Origin of the sequence: Pseudomonas sp. Z1-12, from assembly GCF_051132015.1 — a bacterium.
Classification (GTDB): domain Bacteria; phylum Pseudomonadota; class Gammaproteobacteria; order Pseudomonadales; family Pseudomonadaceae; genus Aquipseudomonas; species Aquipseudomonas zanjanensis.
On record NZ_CP071647.1, the window covers coordinates 6,412,352 to 6,431,920 of the forward strand.

Here is a 19,569-nt window from a genome sequence, read left to right on the forward strand (position 1 = left end):
ACAGGCAGGGGTGCCCTGTATCACAAATACTGTTCCTTTTTGACGGCGTCTGTTGCCGTCATGCTGCGTTGCCGCTCCTCGCCGTAGCGGGCTATGACTCGTCGCGGCGCCTTGCTTGACGACAACAGCCACTCGTCAAAAAGTAACGTATTCGTGAAACAGGACACCAGTCTGGCAAGTTACAGGCCAGGCTTTCAACACAAGCCCAACCTTTTGTTCACGCTGGGCGAGGCCCTCGCAGGCACCTCGCTCAGAGCCTAGCACTTAGCCTTGCAACGCACTGAGGGTCAGGTCCAGGCACTGCCGCGCCTTGGTCACCAACTCGTCGATCTCGGCCTTGCTGATCACCAGCGGCGGCGCAATGATCATGGTGTCGCCCACCGCGCGCATGATCAGCCCGTTATCGAAGCAGAACTGCCGGCAGATCATGCCCACGCCCTTGCCTTCGTAGCGCTTGCGCGTGGCCTTGTCCTGGACCAGTTCGATCGCCCCCAGCAAACCGACCCCACGTACTTCACCCACCAGCGGATGATCGTTCAGTTCCCGTAAGCGTTGTTGCAAATAGGGTGCCGTTTCGCTGTGGACACGCTCGATGATCTTCTCGTCGCGCAGGATGCGGATGTTTTCCAGGGCCACCGCCGCGGCCACCGGGTGACCGGAGTAGGTAAAGCCGTGGTTGAAGTCGCCGCCTTCGTTGAGCACCGCGACCACGTCGTCGCGCACGATCAGCCCACCCATGGGGATGTAGCCGGAGGTCAGGCCCTTGGCGATGGTCATCATGTGCGGTTTCAACCCGTAATGGTCGGTACCGAACCACTCACCGGTGCGGCCGAAGCCACAGATCACTTCGTCGGCCACGAACAGGATGTCGTACTTGGCGAGGATTTCCTTCATGCGCGGCCAGTAGCTGTCCGGCGGCACGATCACGCCACCAGCGCCCTGGATCGGTTCGGCGATGAACGCACCGACGTTGTCCACGCCGATCTCCAGGATTTTTTCTTCCAACTGGTTGGCCGCCCACACGCCGAACTCTTCGGGGCTCATGTCGCCGCCTTCACCGAACCAGTAAGGCTGGGCAATGTGGACAATGCCCGGGATCGGCAGGTCGCCCTGCTCGTGCATATAGGTCATGCCGCCCAGGCTCGCGCCCGCGACGGTCGAGCCGTGATAACCGTTCTTGCGGCTGATGATGACTTTTTTGTTCGGCTGGCCTTTGATCGCCCAATAGTGGCGGACCATCCGCAACATGGTGTCGTTGCCCTCGGAGCCGGAGCCGGTGAAGAACACATGGTTCATGCCTTCAGGGGCAATGTCGGCGATGGCTTTGGACAGTTCCAGCACCGGCGGGTGGGCCGTCTGGAAGAACAGGTTGTAATACGGCAGTTCGCGCATCTGTTGGCTGGCGGCATCGGCCAGCTCCTCGCGGCCGTAACCAACGGCCACGCACCAGAGGCCAGCCATGCCGTCGAGGATCTTGTTGCCTTCACTGTCCCAGAGGTAGACGCCCTTGGCGTGGGTGATGATGCGCGGGCCTTTCTCTTTGAGCTGCTTGAAGTCGCTGAACGGCGCCAGGTGATGATCGTTGCTCAGGGCCTGCCATTCACGGGTTTGCGGGTTATTGCGGGTCATGCGAATTCTCCTGTTATCGGTGAGGGCGAAGCTGCCTGAAGCAGCCCCGCCCGGCGCTTCAGACGGCAAAGAGCAGGAATTCCCGCTCCCACGAACTGATGACGCGCTTGAAGTTTTCATGCTCGGCCCGCTTGACCGCGACGTAGCCTGTGATGAATTTCTTGCCCAGGTATTTCTCGATGGTGGTGCTGTTTTCCATGCGTTCCAGGGCGTCTTCGATGGTCAACGGCAAACGCAGGTTGCGGCGTTCGTAGCCGCGGCCCACCACCGGCGCGCTCGGGCTGATGCCTTCGACCATGCCGATGAAGCCACACAGCAGGCTGGCGGCAATCGCCAGGTACGGGTTGGCGTCGGCGCCCGGCAAGCGGTTTTCCACCCGACGGTTCTGCGGCCCGGCATCCGGCACGCGCAGGCCCACGGTGCGGTTCTCTTCGCCCCACTCCACGTTCACCGGCGCCGACGTATCCGGCAGGAAGCGGCGGAACGAGTTGACGTTGGGAGCGAACAGCGGCAACAGCTCGGGGATGAATTTCTGCAGGCCACCGATGTGGTGCAGGAACAGATCGCTCATGGTCCCGTCTTCATTGGAGAAGACGTTCTTGCCGGTTTCCTTGTCGATGATGCTCTGGTGCAGGTGCATCGCACTGCCCGGCTCGCCGGTCATGGGCTTGGCCATGAACGTGGCGGCCACGTCGTGCTTGAGTGCCGCCTCGCGCATGGTCCGCTTGAACACCAGGATCTGGTCGGCCAGGGACAAGGCATCGCCGTGACGGAAGTTGATTTCCATCTGCGCCGTGCCGTCCTCATGGATCAGGGTATCGAGGTCCAGCTCCTGCAATTCGCACCAGTCGTAGACGTCTTCGAACAGTGGGTCGAATTCGTTGGCCGCTTCGATCGAGAAGGACTGGCGACCGGTCTCCGGGCGGCCGGAGCGGCCAATGGGCGGCTGCAGCGGGAAGTCCGGGTCGTCGCTGCGCTTGGTCAGGTAGAACTCCATTTCCGGCGCGACGATGGGCTGCCAGCCTTTGTCGGCGTAGAGCTTGAGCACTTTCTTGAGCACGTTGCGCGGCGACAGCTCGATGGGGTTGCCCTGCTTGTCGTAGGCGTCGTGGATGACCTGGGCGGTGGGCTCGATGGCCCAAGGCACAAGGAACACGGCGTTCTCGTCCGGGCGGCAGATCATGTCGATGTCAGCCGGGTCGAGCAGTTCGTAATAGATGTCGTCTTCGACATAGTCGCCCGTCACGGTCTGGAGCAGCACGCTCTCGGGCAGGCGCATGCCTTTTTCGGCGATGAACTTGTTGGTCGGCGAGATCTTGCCCCGGGTGATACCGGTCAGGTCGCCAATCATGCATTCGACTTCTGTGATCTTGTGGTCTTTCAACCAATCGGTGAGCTGGTCGAGGTTGTTACTCATAAATGCCTCTAGGCGTGAGTTTCCTGACTGCTATTAATCGTCAGGCGTTGTTTGACGCATCCGCGTCGCGTTGTGTTGCCCTTGCTCGGCAGGCATCGCCAAATGCCTGGAAAATCGCAAGGTAGTACGGGTTAGAGCTTACCTCCCATTCGGGGTGCCATTGCACACCTAAAGCAAAAGCCTTGCCTTCTGACACCGAAACCGCCTCGATCAAGCCATCCGGCGCCACCGCTTCGGCCCGCAGCCCAGGCGCCAGGCGCTCGATGCCCTGGCTGTGGATCGAGTTGACCTCTATCGATTGAGGCAATCCCAGGCCTGCCAGTACACCGCCGGGCTGGATATGCACGGCATGGGCAGGACCGTATTGGACCTCCACCGCTTGAGTCTCGTCTTCACGATGATCGATGAAGGTTCCGACTTCATGAACTTTCTGATGCAGGCTGCCGCCAAAGGCTACGTTCATCTCCTGGAAACCACGGCAAATACCCAGCACCGGGATGCCCGCCTCGACAGCGGCGCGGATCAGCGGCAGGGTAGTGGCGTCCCGTGCAGGATCATGGGCAGTGCCTGGCGCACTGGCCGGGCCCTGGTAGTGAAAAGGTTCTACATTGGAAGGAGAGCCGGTAAGGAGAATACCGTCCAGGGCGTCCAGAATATCGGACGGCTGGAACAGATCCGCCAAGGACGGGAGCAGCACTGGCAAGCCCTTGGCGGCTGTCGCGACAGCCCGGGAATATTTATCGCCACTGGTGTGATAAGCATGCAGACCGATCTGCTTGGAGCAGGTGGTGACGCCGATTAACGGCAGGCGAGACATGAAGCACCCCGGTATTATTGCTGTTATGGGTTTGAATCGAGCTTAGCCTTGTTCATTTTTTTACACAACACCCCCGTAAAAAATACAACACGGCCCGCTCAAGCCTGCGGGCGCCAAGGCCCCTAAAGGGAAAAAAACGCCCTAAATTGCCCCAAAAAAGCCTCGCAGGTGCTTTTTTAGGGCAAAAAAGGCCCTGCTTGACTTCGGCATGCCGTTCGGGTTGACTGGCTTTCGAAGAGATCAATGATTGATATTTTTAACAACAAAGGTGTTGCATCATGTCGGTACCCCCGCGTGCCGTTCAGCTTAACGAAGCGAACGCGTTCCTTAAGGAACATCCTGAGGTTCTGTACGTTGACCTTCTGATTGCGGATATGAATGGTGTGGTGCGCGGCAAGCGCATAGAACGCACCAGCCTCCACAAGGTTTACGAGAAAGGCATCAACCTGCCGGCCTCTTTATTTGCTCTGGATATCAATGGCTCTACGGTGGAAAGCACCGGCCTGGGCCTGGACATCGGTGATGCCGACCGGATCTGCTATCCAATCCCTGACACCCTGTGCAACGAGCCTTGGCAGAAGCGCCCTACCGCGCAACTGTTGATGACCATGCACGAACTCGAAGGCGAACCTTTCTTCGCCGACCCGCGTGAAGTCCTGCGCCAGGTCGTGACCAAGTTCGATGAACTGGGCCTGACCATCTGCGCCGCATTCGAGCTGGAGTTCTACCTGATCGACCAGGAGAACGTGAATGGACGCCCACAACCGCCCCGCTCGCCGATTTCCGGCAAACGCCCGCATTCGACCCAGGTCTACCTGATCGATGACCTCGACGAATATGTCGATTGTCTCCAGGACATTCTGGAAGGGGCCAAGGAGCAAGGCATTCCCGCCGACGCCATCGTCAAGGAAAGTGCCCCGGCGCAGTTCGAAGTGAACCTGCACCACGTGGCCGATCCGATCAAGGCGTGCGACTACGCAGTCCTGCTCAAGCGCCTGATCAAGAACATCGCCTACGACCATGAAATGGACACCACCTTCATGGCCAAGCCGTATCCGGGCCAGGCAGGCAATGGTTTGCACGTCCACATTTCTATCCTGGATAAAGACGGCAAGAATATCTTCGCCAGCGAGGATCCCGAGCAGAACGCCGCATTGCGTCACGCGATCGGCGGTGTGCTCGAGACCCTGCCCGCGCAGATGGCTTTCCTCTGCCCGAACGTCAACTCCTACCGTCGTTTCGGTGCACAGTTCTACGTGCCGAACTCGCCGACCTGGGGCCTGGACAACCGCACCGTGGCCTTGCGCGTGCCGACCGGCTCAGCCGATGCCGTGCGCCTGGAACACCGCGTCGCCGGCGCCGATGCCAACCCGTACCTGCTGATGGCCTCCGTGCTGGCAGGGGTGCACCATGGCCTGGTCAACAAGATCGAGCCCGGTGCGCCGGTGGAAGGCAACAGCTACGAGCAGAACGAGCAAAGCCTGCCGAACAACTTGCGCGATGCCCTGCGCGAGCTGGACGACAGCGAAGTCATGGCCAAGTACATCGATCCGAAATACATCGATATCTTCGTGGCCTGCAAGGAAAGCGAGCTGGAGGAGTTCGAACACTCCATCTCCGACCTTGAGTACAACTGGTACCTGCATACCGTGTAAGCGGTTGCGGTCAAAAAGAAACGCCGCAGGCCTTATGGCCTGCGGCGTTTTTTTATGTCTGTTGCTGAACATTGTGGCGAGGGAGCTTGCTCCCGCTGGGCTGCGCAGCAGCCCCAAAAATGCTGAAGCGGTCAACCTGAACCACGGCGGCGGCTGGTTTCGGGGTTGCTTCGCAGCCCAGCGGGAGCAAGCTCCCTCGCCACAGGAGTTGCTCTGCTCACAAGTCCGGGTATGGACCATCCGCTCGCTCTGCGTACAATGCCCGGCAGCCCCGCAGGAGACGTCCATGACGCGCATCGCCACACCCCGCAAACCCCGCGCACGCAGCCAGGCCCGGATCGACACCATTCTCGATGCCGCCCGTACGCTGCTTGCCGCCGAAGGCGTGGCCAGCCTGTCGATCTACAGCGTCGCCGAGCGCGCCGGGATCCCGCCCTCTTCCGTGTACCACTTCTTCGCCAGCGTCCCGGCCCTGCTCGAAGCCCTGACCGCCGACGTCCACGCCGCCTTCCGCGCGGGCTTGCAAGCACCGATCGATCATGCCGTGCTGAACCATTGGCACGACCTGTCCCGGCTGGTGGAACAACGCATGCTCGCCATCTACAGCCAGGACGCCGCCGCTCGCCAGTTGATCCTGGCCCAGCACGGCCTGACCGAAGTCACCCAGGCCGACCGCCAGCACGACCTCGAGTTGAGCGACTTGCTGCACAAGGTCTTTGCTCACCATTTCGCCCTGCCACCCCTGCCCGACGACGTCGATGTGTTCGCCCTGGCCATGGAACTGGGCGACCGCGTCTACGCCCGCTCGGTCCAACAACACGGCCAGATCACCCCACGCATGGCCGAAGAAGGCATGCGGGTGTTCGATGCGTACCTGGGGCTGTATTTGCCGCCGTATCTACCCAAGCGCGAAGCTTCCTGATCCAGGTGGCGAGGGAGCTTGCTCCCGCTGGGCTGCGCAGCAGCCCCCTCCTCACCTCAACAAAGTGCATGGGTGCGCTGCCCTAAAACCCAAAAGCCCCGAAGGGCTCACGCCGTCCGGGGCTGTGGGTCAAGCATCGTTCACAACTTGGCGATAGACACCTCGGTGGATTTGACGAAGGCAATCACTTCGCTGCCGATCGCCAGTTCCAGCTCCTTGACCGAACGGGTGGTGATGACCGACGTGACGATGCCGGAGGCGGTCTGCACGTCGATTTCCGACAGCACGTCGCCTTCGACGATTTCCTTGATGGTGCCTTTGAACTGGTTGCGTACGTTGATGGCTTTGATGGTCATGGTGTCGATTCCTGTCTGGATGAAGTTATTGCGCCCAACGCAATTGCGTAGGCAAGGGTGAAACGGGTTCGGGTTCCGGCGGTTGGCCGGGCAAGGACAGCACACGGTTGAGGACTTCGGTTTCCAGGCTCGCCAGGCGATGAGAGCCGCGAACCCGTGGGCGTGGCAGGTCGATGGGCAGGTCGAGGCCGATCTGGCCGTCCTCGATCAGGATCACCCGGTCGGCAATCGCCACCGCCTCGCTGACGTCGTGGGTTACCAGCAACACGGTGAAACCGTGCTGCTGCCAGAGGTTTTCGATCAGTTGCTGCATCTCGATACGGGTCAGGGCGTCCAATGCTCCCAAGGGTTCGTCGAGCAACAACAGCCGTGGCTGATGAATCAGCGCGCGGGCCAAGGCCACTCGTTGTTTCTGGCCGCCGGACAGCGCCGCCGGCCACTCATGGGCACGGTCGGCCAAGCCGACGGCTTCCAGCGCCTGCAAGGCCTGCGGACGCCAGTCGCCCTTGAGCCCGAGGCCAACGTTGTCGATGACTTTTTTCCACGGCAGCAGACGCGCTTCCTGGAACATCAACCGCGTGTCCTGTTGCGCCGCACTCAAGGCCGCCGAGCCCGCCAGCAGTTGGCCGTCGGTGGGTTGATCGAGGCCGGCCAGCAACCGCAGCAAGGTACTTTTCCCACAACCGCTGCGACCGACCACGGCGACGAATTGCCCGGCCGGGATATGCAGGTCGATGTCGCGCAAGACCTGGCGCGCGCCAAAGGTTTTTTGCAGGTTGCGCACCGCCAGCGGGATGCCACGCAGCAGGCGCGGAGGTTGTTGGGCGGTCATGCGGCACCTCCCTTGTTCACTTGGTACGCCGGGTGCCAGCGCAGCCAGATCCGCTCAAGCCCACGAGCGGCCAGGTCGGCCAATTTGCCCAGCACCGCGTACAAGAGAATCGCCAGCACCACCACGTCGGTTTGCAGGAACTCACGGGCATTCATCGCCAGATAACCGATACCGGAGCTGGCCGAGATGGTTTCCGCCACGATCAGCGTCAGCCACATGAAGCCCAGGGCAAAGCGCACGCCCACCAGGATCGAAGGCAAGGCGCCCGGCAGAATCACCTGGCGAAACAGGCTGAAACCGGACAATCCGTAGCTGCGGGACATTTCCACCAACGCCGGGTCGACGTTGCGGATGCCGTGGTAGGTGTTGAGGTAGATGGGGAACAGCGTGCCCAGGGCTACCAGGAAAATTTTCGCCGACTCATCGATGCCGAACCACAGGATCACCAGCGGAATCAGCGCGAGGTGCGGGACGTTCCGGATCATCTGCACCGAACTGTCCAACAGGCGCTCGCCCCATTTTGACAGGCCGGTGATGAAGCCCAGGGCCAGGCCGATGCCGCCGCCGATCAGGAAACCGACCGCTGCGCGCCAACCGCTGATGGCCAGGTGCGTCCAGATCTCGCCGCTGCGCACCAGGCTGACCCCGGCTTCGATCACCGCCACGGGTGCCGGCAGGATCCGCGTGGACAACCAACCGGCCGACACCGACAGTTGCCAGACCGCCAGCAACAGCAGCGGCACCGCCCAGGGCGCGAGGTTGTGGATGATTTTATTCATGGCCGCCTCAGCTCTGGGACGCGGCTTTGGGCAGGATGTCGTTGGCGACCATTTCACCGAACGGGCTCACATAGCCCTGGCTTTTCGGCAACTCCGGGCGCTCGACGTCCAAGTGTGGAAACAACAGTTCCGCCACGCGATAGGACTCTTCCAGGTGGGGATAACCGGAGAAGATAAAGGTGTCGATGCCAAGGTCGGCATACTCCTTGACCCGCGCCGCCACGGTCGGGCCATCGCCCACCAGCGCCGTGCCGGCACCGCCGCGAACCAGGCCGACACCGGCCCAGAGGTTGGGGCTGACTTCCAGTTTGTCGCGACTGCCGCCGTGCAGGGCGGCCATGCGTTGCTGGCCCACCGAATCGAAGCGCGCCAGGGAAGCCTGGGCCCGGGCGATGGTGTCGTCGTCCAGGTGGGAAATCAGCCGATCCGCCGCTTGCCAGGCTTCAGCGTTGGTTTCCCGCACGATCACATGCAGACGGATGCCAAAGCGTACGGTACGGCCCAGCTTCGCGGCCTTGGCGCGTACCTGTTCGATTTTCTGCGCAACGGCTGCCGGCGGCTCACCCCAGGTCAGCACCATTTCCACTTGTTCGGCCGCCAGGTCCTGGGCAGCTTCCGACGAGCCGCCAAAATACAGCGGCGGACGCGGTTGCTGGATCGGCGGATAGAGCAGCTTGGCGCCCTTCACACTGATGTGCTCACCATCGTAATCCACGGTCTCGCCTTCCAGCACCCGGCGCCAGATGCGGGTGAATTCCACCGAGGCCTGGTAGCGTTGCTCGTGGTCAAGGAACAGGCCGTCACCGGCCAATTCGTCCGGGTCGCCGCCGGTCACCAGGTTGAACAGCGCCCGCCCGCCGGACAACCGGTCGAGGGTCGCGGCCTGACGCGCGGCCACCGTTGGGGAAATAATCCCGGGACGCAGGGCCACGAGGAATTTCAGGCGCTGGGTCACGGGAATCAACGAAGCAGCCACCAGCCAGGAGTCCTCGCAGGAACGTCCGGTGGGGATCAGGACACCGCCGAAACCCAATCGATCCGCCGCCTGGGCGACCTGCTGCAAGTAACCGTGATCGACGGCGCGGGCGCCTTCGGCAGTGCCAAGGTAATGGCCGTCGCCATGGGTAGGCAGGAACCAGAAAATATTGAGGCTCATGGAGTGGTCTCCTAAGGGGTCGAATTACTGCGCGTTCGCAACGGCCGCCGGCGGCGTCCAGATCACGTCCTTGATGCTCAAGGGCTTGGGAATCAATTTGAGCTGGTAGAAGCTGTCGGCGATTTTCTGCTGCGCCGCCACCACCGCCGGCGTGAGGAACAGCGCCCCGTAGCCTTGGCGTTTCACCGACGTCAGGGTGATGTCCGCCGGCAGGCCGAGCAGTGGCGAGACCTGTTTGGTCACGTCTTCAGGGTTGGCCTTGGACCACTCCCCCACTGCCCGCACTTCTTCCACCAGGGCGGTAATGACCTGGGGATTCTTTTGCGCATAGGGCTTGGTGGCGAGGTAGAACTGGTGGTTATCGACGATGCCTTTGCCGTCACGCAGGGTGCGGGCCTGCAACTGTTGTTCGGCGGCCGCCTGGTACGGGTCCCAGATCACCCAGGCGTCTACGCTGCCCCGTTCGAACGCGGCACGGGCATCGGCCGGTGGCAGGAAAACCGTCTGGATATCGGAATACTTCAGGCCAGCATCTTCCAGCGCCCGCACCAGCAGATAGTGGACGTTGGAACCCTTGTTCAGCGCGACTTTCTTGCCCTTGAGGTCTTGCACCGATTGGATCGCCGACCCTTTGGGCACGAGGATGGCTTCACTGGTGGGCGCCGGCGGTTCGTAGGCGACATAGAGCAGGTCGGCGCCCGCCGCCTGGGCAAACACCGGCGGCGTTTCACCGGTCACGCCGAAGTCGATGGAACCGACGTTCAAGCCTTCCAGCAGCTGCGGACCTCCAGGGAATTCGGTCCATTGCACGTCCACGCCTTGGGCTGCGAGGCGTTTTTCCAACGAACCCTTGGCCTTGAGTAGCACCAGGGTGCCGTATTTCTGATAACCGATCCGCAAGGTCTCGGCTTGAGCTTGGGTGATGACGCCGAGGGACACAGCCGCAGCAAACAGAGCGACCAGCCCGCGACGCAAAATGACAGTGCGCATGGCGCCTCTCCTTTTTGCTGTGGGGTTTTGGCTGCACCTGCTGGGCCGTTGGCGGCTGAGTAAGGTGAGTTGAATCAGGGGTGTTCGGGTTCAAATGCTCCAGCGAGCACTCAGCAAACGTTCGTTCAATACATGAGGGTCCAACGGCCGGGGCCGACGGGCCATGGCGCTGTAAAACTGTTCCAGCGCCTCGTCCAGGCGCTGCTGCAGGGCCGGCGCCAATTGGGCCTGGGCGCTGCCTTCGCCATAAGCGATCTGGCTGTCTTCGGCAAAAATCCCATGGAGCATTTCCTGGGCCTTGAGCGCCGACAACACCGGTTTAAGGGCGTAATCCACCGCCAGCATATGGGCGATGCTGCCGCCGGTGGCCATGGGCAACACCACTTTGTGGGCCAGGGCCCGTTCAGGCAGCAGGTCCAGCACGGTCTTCAGCGCGCCGGAAAAAGACGCCTTGTATACCGGCGTGGCGATCACCAGGCCGTCAGCGTTTTCGATCTGCTGGAGCAGGTCGACGACCTTCGGGCTGTCGAAACGGGCATGGAGCAGATCTTCGGCCGGGAAATCGCGCACCTGATAGCTCACCACCTCCACACCTTGCTGTTGCAACCAACGTTGCGAGCGTTCCAGCAGCACCCCGGAGCGGGAGCGTTGGCTGGGACTGCCACCGAGTGAGACGACCAACATGCCTACCCTTCCTTAACTGTCACGTGCGATTCGCGGCGGGCGATCTCGCTGCATGGGCAAACCATAACAGGGGATTAATATATCTTTAAATCATATTTATTCATTTGGTTATGCCATTAAGGGATATGCAATTCACTTTCCTTGGCGCAATAAAAAAGGCCGTCGAAACGGCCAAAACCCTTGGTGCACAGTGTTCTCATCTATCCTGTGGGAGCGAGCTTGCTCGCGATAGCGTCGGATCTGCCGGCATCCATGTCGACTGATTTACCGCCATCGCGAGCAAGCTCGCTCCCACAGATCAGTTCAGGTGTTGCGTCAACGGTTAGGCTGCGGTGTGAGGCGCAGGTAAGGCTTCACCGCGCGGTAGCCCTTGGGGAAACGCTGCTTGAGTTCTTCTTCATCCTTGAGCGACGGCACGATCACCACTTCATCGCCGTCCTGCCAGTTGGCCGGAGTGGCGACCTTGTAGTTGTCGGTCAGTTGCAGGGAATCGATCACCCGCAGGATCTCGTTGAAATTGCGACCAGTGCTGGCGGGATAGGTGATGGTCAGGCGAATCTTCTTGTTCGGGTCGATCACGAACAATGAGCGCACGGTCAAGGTGTCGCTGGCGTTGGGGTGGATCAGGTCGTACAAGTCAGAGACCTTGCGGTCGGCATCGGCCAGGATCGGAAAGTTGACCACGGCGTTCTGGGTCTCGTTGATGTCCTCGATCCACTTGTGGTGGGAGTCCACCGGGTCTACCGAGAGGGCAATGGCCTTGACACCACGCTGGGCGAACTCGTCCTTGAGCTTGGCCGTGAGGCCCAATTCGGTGGTGCATACCGGTGTGAAATCCGCCGGATGGGAAAACAGTACACCCCAGCTGTCACCGAGCCATTCGTGGAAGCGAATCTTGCCGGCGCTGGAATCCTGTTCGAAGTCGGGGGCGATGTCGCCGAGTCTGAGGCTCATGGTGCGGCTCCTGGATGAATTGTTGTGAGCCCAAACTTTGCACCGGTTTCGATTGCTTTAAAAAGAATGAATATCCATTTATCTAGATCATTAGTGAATATAAAAAACTGTTCACTGGCGCCATTCCGCATACCGGCACAAGATCGTCAGCGAGGTTCGAGAAGGCCTCGAGTTGCTGAAAAGAGGAGAAATTCGAGGAAGGCTACAGGGGTGGGCCCGACTCGAAAACGCAAAGCCCCGCCCGGCGTGTTGCCGGGCGGGGCTTTTTTTCGTCAGGCGAGCGCGTTGCTTACAGCAGCGGGATCGAGTAGCTGACGATCAGGCGGTTTTCATCCTGGTCGCGCTGACCTGGGATGTCGTTGCGCCAGGTAGCGTTTTTCCACATGACGCCAACGTTCTTCAGCGGGCCTTCCGGTACGACGTAGCCAACAGTGATGTCACGTTCCCACTCGGTCTTGTCACCGGTGGCGTGGTCGATGTTGTCGCCGCGCAGGTAGATGACACCAGCGGTCAGGCCAGGAACACCAAGCTTGGCGAAGTCGTACGAGTAGCGACCCTGCCAGGTGCGTTCACCGGCACGGGCGAACTTGGCGATTTGCATGTCGGTGGTCAGGTAAGCCGACGAACCGTCACCCTGGTTCAGCCAAGGGAAATCGCTGCCGCCGTTGCTGGCCTGGTAGCCACCGCCAAAGGTGTGACCGGCAACGGTGTACAGCAACAGGCCGCTGTACAGGTTGTTGTCGACTTTGCCCTTGGTGACGCTGCCGCCATAGTAGCCAGTGGTGTAGTAGGTGGAATCATGACCGTTGGCGCCGTCGCTGCGGCTGTTGAAATAACGCAGGTCGGACTTCAGCACGCCAGGACCGATGGACCAGTTGTGCACCAGGCCCAGGAAGTGTTGCTTGTAGAAATCTTCCAGGTTGCCGTAGTAGTACTGGGCAGTCAGGTCCTTGGTGATTTTATAGTCACCGCCACCGTAGATGAACTTGTTGCTGTCGCGACCGCTGGCGGTACGACCGTTCGCACCGGCAATGGACAACTCCTCGTTGTTGCTGGAGTTACGACCCTTGGCGTGCTCGATCTGGCCGCCGACGAGCGTCAGGTCCTTGATCTCGTTCGAGGTGATCTGGCCACCTTGGAAGGTTTGCGGCAGCAGACGACCATCGTTGGTCACGATGACTGGCAGTTTTGGTTGCAGGGTGCCCAGCTTCAGCTCGGTCTGGGAGATCTTCGCCTTGGCGGTCAGGCCCAGGCTGGAGAAGTTATCCACTGCTTCGCCGTTGGACTTGCTTGGGAAAACCGTGCCGCCATAGCTGTTATTGGAGGCACCGTTGGTACCGCCGCCCGAATCCAGTCTGATACCCAGCAGGCCGATGGCATCGATACCGAAACCGACGGTGCCTTGGGTGTAGCCGGAAATGAAGCGCAGGTCGAAACCCTGGCCCCATTCTTCGGATTTGTTCGTAGTAGCAGCCGAATCACGGTTATCCGTGTTGATGTAGAAGTTACGCAGACCCAAGGTAGCCTTGCTGTCCTCGATAAAACCGGCGGCGCCTGCCTGCTGCGCCAAAACCCCAACGGCCACAGCCAGGGCCAAGGTGGACTTGTTCATGCTTCGCTCCTCTCGTTTTTTAATTCTTGTGTGTCTTTGGTTCCGGATCGAACGCCCGGAATCCGCGGATGCGCGATTAGCGCCAGACCGTGACTGACAAGTCAATCGTAACCAATTGTGTCTACGACCATGGTCTAACCCCGCTACACGGCCCGCAGGATAATGGATTCTCTATAAATCCAAAAAGAATTGTTCTGCCAGTTTTCAGCTCTTTTCGACATATAGACGCCATCAAAGCTTCATCAACCGTGGTCCGGCGTATCGGCCAGCCGGCGAATTACTGAATGGCTTTTTGTCGAGAAGCGCCCAGCGGGAACCCCCCGGCGTAGAGGGATCCCTTGATCCTTTGGCGCCGAGGCTGCTCAAGATGGGAGCTTGATGGCTATGCGTCAGGCGATTCATTGTCTGAAATCAAAAAGACGCCCCCTGCGACACTCCCACGCAGGGAGCGCCCCAGGGATTACAAGGCTTTTTCGAAGATTTTCGAATTGCGCTGATAGTTGTAGAGCGACGCTCGCGCGGCCGGCAGACGGTCGACGCTGCTGGGCTCGAAACCACGTTCGCGGAACCAGTGGGCGGTACGGGTCGTGAGTACGAACAGCGTCTTGAGCCCTTGGGCGCGAGCGCGGGTTTCGATCCGCTCCAGCAGTTCGTCGCCCCGGCCACCGTGGCGGTATTCCGGGTTCACCGCCAGGCAGGCCAGTTCCCCGGCATCCGAATCGGCGATCTGGTACAGCGCCGCGCAGGCGATGATCATGCCTTCGCGCTCGACCACGCTGAACTGTTCGATCTCGCGCTCCAGCACTTCGCGGGAGCGACGCACCAGAATCCCCTGCTCTTCCAGCGGACTGATCAGGTCCAACAGGCCGCCGACATCTTCAATGGCCGCTTCGCGCACCACTTCGAATTGTTCCTGGGCCACCAACGTGCCGCTGCCATCGCGGGTAAACAGTTCGGCCAGCAGCGCGCCGTCCTCGGCATAACTGACAATGTGGCTGCGCGCAACGCCACCACGACAGGCCTGGGCCGCCGCGTCCAGCAGTTCGGCCTGATAGTCGCTGCCCAGGCGTTGCATGTGGCCTGGGACCTGTTGCGGACGCAATTCCCGCACCAGCCGTCCGTCCTCGCCGATAAGCCCCTGTTCGGCACCGAACAGCAGCAGCTTGTCGGCCGCCAGGTCGATGGCCGCCCGGGTGGCGACGTCTTCACAGGCCAGGTTGAAGATTTCTCCGGTGGGCGAATACCCCAACGGCGACAGCAACACGATGGAGCGCTCGTCCAACAGGCGGTTGATGCCCTTGCGATCGACCCGGCGCACTTCCCCGGTGTGGTGGTAATCCACGCCTTCGAGCACGCCGATCGGCCGGGCGGTGACCAGGTTGCCGCTGGCGACCCGCAGCCGCGAGCCCTGCATGGGCGAGGACGCCATGTCCATGGACAGGCGCGCCTCGATGGCGATGCGCAACTGGCCGACCGCGTCGATCACGCATTCCAGGGTCGCCGCGTCGGTGATGCGCATGCCGTGGTGGTAGTGGGGCGTCAGGCCCCGCGCAGCGAGGCGGGTCTCGATCTGCGGGCGCGAACCATGGACCAGCACCAGGCGCACGCCGAGGCTGTGGAGCAGCACCAGGTCATGGACGATGTTGCCGAAATTAGGGTGTTCCACCCCGTCGCCGGGCAGCATGACGATGAAGGTGCAATCGCGGTGGGCGTTGATGTAGGGCGAAGCGTGACGAAGCCAATTGACGTATTCGGGCATGAACCTGGACCTGTAATAAATAACAGCCAAAAAAAGACGAAACAGAACGCACAACGGGCTGGTGGTTATCGTCGGAACAGGCTTGGCGACACGCGCGCTCTCCTCATGTGATGAATACGGGCCCGCAAGGGCGCAATTTAATCGGCCGTGGCCGACGTCAGGCAGTAATGGCCGATCAACTGCCGCAACAGATCTACGGTAGGTTGCAATCGTGACATTTCAAGGTACTCGCCCGGTTGGTGGGCACAGGCGATATCGCCAGGACCGAGCACCAGGGTTTCACAGCCAAGGCGCTGAAGATAAGGCGCTTCGGTGCCGAACGCCACTGCTTCGGCACGATGGCCGGTCAGTCGTTCGGCCACGCGGACCAATTCGGCGTCCTCGGCCTGCTCGAACGGCGGCACTTCGGGGAACAGCGGCGCATAGTCGATCTTGACTTGATGACGCTCGGCGATGGGGTTGAGCTTCTGCTGGATCGCCGCCCGCAGCACTTGCGGGTCCATGCCCGGCAAAGGCCGCAGGTCAAATTCCATGGAGCATTGGCCGCAGATCCGGTTGGGGTTGTCGCCGCCGTGGATGCAGCCGAAATTCAGGGTCGGTTGCGGCACGGTGAACTGCGGGTTACGGAATTCACGCTGCCATTGCAGGCGCAGGCCGCGCAATTCGCCCATGGCATCGTGCATGGCTTCCAGCGCGCTGTGGCCCAGGCGCGGATCGGACGAATGGCCGCTGCGCCCGAGAATGTCGATGCGCTCCATCATGATGCCTTTGTGCATCCGAATTGGCTTGAGGCCGGTCGGCTCACCGATCACCGCTGCCCGCCCCAAGGGCCGGCCGACATCGGCCAGGGCCCGGGCGCCGGACATGGAGCTTTCTTCGTCACAGGTGGCGAGGATCAGCAGCGGTTGCTTGAACGGTTGGTCCAGCAGCGGCTTGACCGCTTCGATGGCCAGGGCGAAAAAGCCCTTCATGTCACAACTGCCCAGGCCGACCCAACGGCCATCGACCTCAGTGAGTTTCAACGGATCGGTCTGCCACAACGCGCCGTCGAACGGCACCGTGTCACTGTGGCCGGCCAGCACCAGGCCGCCGGGACCGCTGCCGAAACTGGCCAGCAGATTGAATTTGCCAGGGCTGACCTGCTGGATATCGCAGGAGAACCCCAGCTCAGTGAGCCAGCCGGCCAACAGCTCGATGACAGCGCTGTTGGACTGGTCGAGCCCAGGCTGGGTACAGCTGACCGAAGGCGTGGCGATCAGGGCAGCGAATTGATCTTTCATGGACGGCAAAGGCATCGCTGGCTCCGGGCATACAGATTGGCCTTCATCATAGAACCATCTGGACCCAGGAATAAACCTAGGGCGAGTCAGTCCTGTACACTGCACGGCCTTGGCAGCCACACCTTCCCCCGGCTGCGCACCCGATCCCTGGATTTTCCGGCCATGCAGAAAGAAACCGAAATCAAACTCCGCGTCAGCCGCGAGACCCTGGCAGCCTTGCGCGAGCATCCGCTGCTGAAAAAACGCAACAAGAGTGGCTGGGAACGCCACGAATTGATGAACCAGTATTTCGACACGCCAGAGCGTGACCTGGCCCGGGCCAAGGTCGCCCTGCGCCTGCGTCGCGACGGCGAAGAGGTGATCCAGACCCTCAAGACCCGCGGCCAGAGCGTCGCCGGCCTGTCCGAGCGCAACGAATACGACTGGCACCTGCCCAAGGCCAAGCTCGACCTGAAGAAGCTCGACGGCGAATGCTGGCCCGAGGCCCTGGCCGAACTGGACAAGAAAACCCTCAAGGCCATCTTCACCACCGATTTCGTCCGCGAGCGCGCTGAAATCGCTTGGGGCCGTGGCAAAAGCAAGGTAGTCATCGAAGCGGCCCTGGACCTGGGCCACGTGGTGGTCGGCAAGCAGAAGGAAGAAATCTGCGAACTGGAGCTGGAGCTGCGCGAAGGCGAGCCCGCCGCCCTGCTGGAGCTGGCCGCCGAGCTGGCCATGACCCTGCCCCTGATGCCCTGCGACATCAGCAAGGCCGAGCGGGGCTATCGCCTGCATGACGCGGGCAGCTACGCCTTGAGCCTGCCGGCCCCGCAACTGACTGCCGAAACGCCGCTGGACGATGCCTTCGCCGCGCTGAGCTGGCATTTGCTCGGCAGCAGCCAACGCCTGGCTGAGCAATACCGGTTCAACGGCCATTGGCGCCTGCTGCAGGACTGGGTGGAAAACCTCGCCGAACTGCGCGCCCTGCTCAGCAGCCTCGGCCAGGCCGCGCCGCGCCAATCGACCCACGACTTGCGCCTGGCCCTGGACGCGTTGCTGGAAGACTGGCGCCCGCTGGTCCAAGCCGGCCTGGACGACGAAGACGTGCGCAAGGCCGCGCCGGAGCAGTTCCTCGAAGAGCTGCAAGACCCGCGTTGGGGCCTGTTTTCCCTCAACACGTCACGCTGGCTGCTGGCCCGCAGCTGGGCCGTCGAGCGCAACACCCGCGGCAATCGCCAGGGCGCGGCGCAACTGGGCAGCTGGTTGCCACGCCTGTTGGGCGAAGAGTCCTCGTCCCTGCAATTGCAACGTTATCAACAGCAACCGGAAGACCTCGCCGAGCAACTGCCGCGCATCGAACGCATCCAGGCCTGGCTGCACCATGCCCGCCAGGTGCTGGAGATCCCGGAAATGGATCGGCTCTACGGTGAGCTGAACAAGCTGGCACAACTGGCCAACCATCCGATCACCGACGAAACGCTGGATGCGCGCAAGCAACAGGCGATTGCGGTGTATCAGAATCGGGCTTGGAAGACGTTGTTGCGCCTGTAAGATCGCCATCGCGAGCAGGCTCGCTCCCACAGGAATTCGGTGTTGTACCCACCTTTTGTGGACGCTGAAATTCCCTGTGGGAGCGAGCTTGCTCGCGATGAGGCCAACCCGAACACCACAAAAACAAGCTTCAGCGCACCACCGGCAAACTCGTCGTCGACTTGATCTCCGACAGCGCCACGATCGAATTCACCTCCTGGATCCCCGGCACCATCGACAGCTTTTCGAAAAAGAATCGCTCATACGCCTCGATGTCCGCCGTGACGATGCGCAGCAGAAAATCCACCGACCCCATCAGCACGTAACACTCCAGCACTTCGGGAAAGCCGCGGATCGCCTCGGTGAATTCGGTGAAGTTCGAACGGCCATGGGCGTTGAGTTTCACTTCGGCGAAGATCTGCGTGTTCAGGCCGATTTTCTTGCGGTCCAGCAAGGTCACCTGGGCGCGGATGATGCCCTCCTCCTTCATCCGCTGGATCCGCCGCCAGCACGGCGATTGAGACAAACCGACCTGCTCGGCGATCTGCGCGCTGGACAGCGAGGCATCCTCTTGCAGCAGGGCCAGTATCCTGCGGTCATAGCTATCCAGCTCGCTTTGCATAGACAAACCCAAAATGAATGATCTTGAGACTCAAGCGATTCGAAACATCGCCGAAAGCACTCATCTTAGATAAGAAATACCCGGCGACGCATGTAAATATTTCTCCGCCGCCATGGAGACCGCACATGCCCCCACTTGAAGCCGTTGCCACCACCCCGACCCGCGCCGATGTCTGGCACGCCGCCAATGCCCATTGCCGCGTGCACTACCAGATGCTGGCCGAGGCCGAGCCGGACCTGCTCTGCCGGGCATTGAACCTGTTTGCCTTGCAGGGCCTGACCCCACAGCATGTTCGCGTCGAGCGCCTCGACGAGCTGCTGTCGCTGGACATCGTCATGGACGGCCTGAGCTGGCACCGCGCCCAGGTCATCGCAGAAAAATTACGTAACCTGATCGGCATGTGCTCGGTGGACCTGCAAGGCGCTGATATTGCGCGAGTTGAGCCGGCCCAAGCGGCCGGTTGAGCCTCCCACGGGCAAGAATTGGTAACGCATTGGTCGGGTAGTGGCCCAACGGACCACCGGGTCGGGACTATTCTTTTGCAGACCGAGCGAGGACGCCGAGGCGTCTGTATCGCGGCTTTGCTGCAATTGTCC

The 19,569-nt window shown here is 61.2% G+C and carries 18 protein-coding genes; 4 read left to right on the top strand and 14 right to left on the bottom strand.

Annotated features, from left to right (window positions below):
* Positions 1–264 precede the first annotated feature (264 nt).
* From J3P85_RS28110 to J3P85_RS28120, 3 genes are read right to left on the bottom strand one after another with little or no spacing between them, the layout of a single operon-like run.
* The gene (locus tag J3P85_RS28110; RefSeq protein ID WP_434704235.1) at positions 265–1,629 is read right to left on the bottom strand and encodes an aspartate aminotransferase family protein; all 1,365 of its coding nucleotides are present in this window, start codon (positions 1,627–1,629) and stop codon (positions 265–267) included.
* A gap of 58 nt (positions 1,630–1,687) precedes the next feature.
* Positions 1,688–3,046, bottom strand: coding sequence for a glutamine synthetase family protein (locus J3P85_RS28115; RefSeq protein WP_053126367.1), 1,359 nt, complete (start codon positions 3,044–3,046; stop codon positions 1,688–1,690).
* A 40-nt stretch (positions 3,047–3,086) separates the two neighbouring features.
* Positions 3,087–3,863 carry a gamma-glutamyl-gamma-aminobutyrate hydrolase family protein gene (locus tag J3P85_RS28120; RefSeq protein ID WP_434704236.1) on the bottom strand — a complete coding sequence of 259 codons (777 nt, stop codon included), beginning with the start codon at positions 3,861–3,863 and terminating at the stop codon, positions 3,087–3,089.
* Positions 3,864–4,141: 278 nt separating this feature from the next.
* Here J3P85_RS28120 and J3P85_RS28125 point away from each other — a divergent pair, with 278 nt between their 5' ends.
* Together J3P85_RS28125 and J3P85_RS28130 are read left to right on the top strand one after the other, a co-directional pair.
* Entirely contained in the window at positions 4,142–5,518 is a 1,377-nt protein-coding gene (locus J3P85_RS28125) for a glutamine synthetase family protein (protein ID WP_014340747.1), read from the top strand.
* Between the two features lie 286 nt (positions 5,519–5,804).
* Positions 5,805–6,440, top strand: a complete 636-nt coding sequence (locus tag J3P85_RS28130; RefSeq protein ID WP_434704237.1) for a TetR/AcrR family transcriptional regulator — start codon at positions 5,805–5,807, stop codon at positions 6,438–6,440.
* A gap of 140 nt (positions 6,441–6,580) precedes the next feature.
* Here the strand turns inward: J3P85_RS28130 and J3P85_RS28135 are convergent, their stop codons facing one another.
* The 10 genes from J3P85_RS28135 to argE all read right to left on the bottom strand — a co-directional run bounded on the left by J3P85_RS28135 (position 6,581) and on the right by argE (position 16,857).
* Positions 6,581–6,796, bottom strand: coding sequence for a TOBE domain-containing protein (locus J3P85_RS28135; RefSeq protein WP_003177394.1), 216 nt, complete (start codon positions 6,794–6,796; stop codon positions 6,581–6,583).
* A 25-nt stretch (positions 6,797–6,821) separates the two neighbouring features.
* Positions 6,822–7,628 (bottom strand): aliphatic sulfonates ABC transporter ATP-binding protein, encoded by an 807-nt coding sequence (gene ssuB / locus J3P85_RS28140; RefSeq protein ID WP_434704238.1) that lies wholly within the window; start codon positions 7,626–7,628, stop codon positions 6,822–6,824.
* Positions 7,625–8,407 (bottom strand): aliphatic sulfonate ABC transporter permease SsuC, encoded by a 783-nt coding sequence (gene ssuC, locus J3P85_RS28145; protein WP_434704239.1) that lies wholly within the window; start codon positions 8,405–8,407, stop codon positions 7,625–7,627. Before ssuC ends, ssuB begins: the two co-directional genes overlap by 4 nt.
* Positions 8,408–8,414: 7 nt before the next feature.
* On the bottom strand, positions 8,415–9,563 hold the full coding sequence (gene ssuD / locus J3P85_RS28150; protein ID WP_109752544.1) for an FMNH2-dependent alkanesulfonate monooxygenase: 1,149 nt from the start codon (positions 9,561–9,563) through the stop codon (positions 8,415–8,417).
* Between the two features lie 24 nt (positions 9,564–9,587).
* Positions 9,588–10,553 carry a sulfonate ABC transporter substrate-binding protein gene (locus J3P85_RS28155; protein ID WP_434704240.1) on the bottom strand — a complete coding sequence of 322 codons (966 nt, stop codon included), beginning with the start codon at positions 10,551–10,553 and terminating at the stop codon, positions 9,588–9,590.
* Positions 10,554–10,643: 90 nt separating this feature from the next.
* A complete protein-coding gene (ssuE, locus tag J3P85_RS28160) occupies positions 10,644–11,237 on the bottom strand; it encodes an NADPH-dependent FMN reductase (protein ID WP_434573695.1) in 594 nt (197 codons plus the stop codon).
* 315 nt (positions 11,238–11,552) lie between these two features.
* A complete protein-coding gene (locus tag J3P85_RS28165) occupies positions 11,553–12,191 on the bottom strand; it encodes a peroxiredoxin (RefSeq protein ID WP_024617266.1) in 639 nt (212 codons plus the stop codon).
* 289 nt (positions 12,192–12,480) lie between these two features.
* Positions 12,481–13,803, bottom strand: coding sequence for an OprD family porin (locus J3P85_RS28170; RefSeq protein ID WP_434704241.1), 1,323 nt, complete (start codon positions 13,801–13,803; stop codon positions 12,481–12,483).
* 460 nt (positions 13,804–14,263) lie between these two features.
* Positions 14,264–15,562: an amino-acid N-acetyltransferase gene (gene argA, locus J3P85_RS28175; protein ID WP_053126389.1), complete on the bottom strand. Its 1,299-nt coding sequence runs from the start codon at positions 15,560–15,562 to the stop codon at positions 14,264–14,266.
* A gap of 137 nt (positions 15,563–15,699) precedes the next feature.
* Positions 15,700–16,857 carry an acetylornithine deacetylase gene (gene argE / locus J3P85_RS28180; protein ID WP_434704242.1) on the bottom strand — a complete coding sequence of 386 codons (1,158 nt, stop codon included), beginning with the start codon at positions 16,855–16,857 and terminating at the stop codon, positions 15,700–15,702.
* A 147-nt stretch (positions 16,858–17,004) separates the two neighbouring features.
* On the opposite strand from argE, the gene J3P85_RS28185 reads away from it, so the two are divergent.
* Positions 17,005–18,372: an inorganic triphosphatase gene (locus J3P85_RS28185; protein ID WP_434704243.1), complete on the top strand. Its 1,368-nt coding sequence runs from the start codon at positions 17,005–17,007 to the stop codon at positions 18,370–18,372.
* Positions 18,373–18,502: 130 nt separating this feature from the next.
* Here the strand turns inward: J3P85_RS28185 and J3P85_RS28190 are convergent, their stop codons facing one another.
* Entirely contained in the window at positions 18,503–18,973 is a 471-nt protein-coding gene (locus tag J3P85_RS28190) for an Lrp/AsnC family transcriptional regulator (protein ID WP_186707580.1), read from the bottom strand.
* Between the two features lie 125 nt (positions 18,974–19,098).
* Here J3P85_RS28190 and J3P85_RS28195 point away from each other — a divergent pair, with 125 nt between their 5' ends.
* Positions 19,099–19,437: a hypothetical protein gene (locus J3P85_RS28195; RefSeq protein WP_434704245.1), complete on the top strand. Its 339-nt coding sequence runs from the start codon at positions 19,099–19,101 to the stop codon at positions 19,435–19,437.
* The last annotated feature ends 132 nt before the right edge of the window (positions 19,438–19,569 follow it).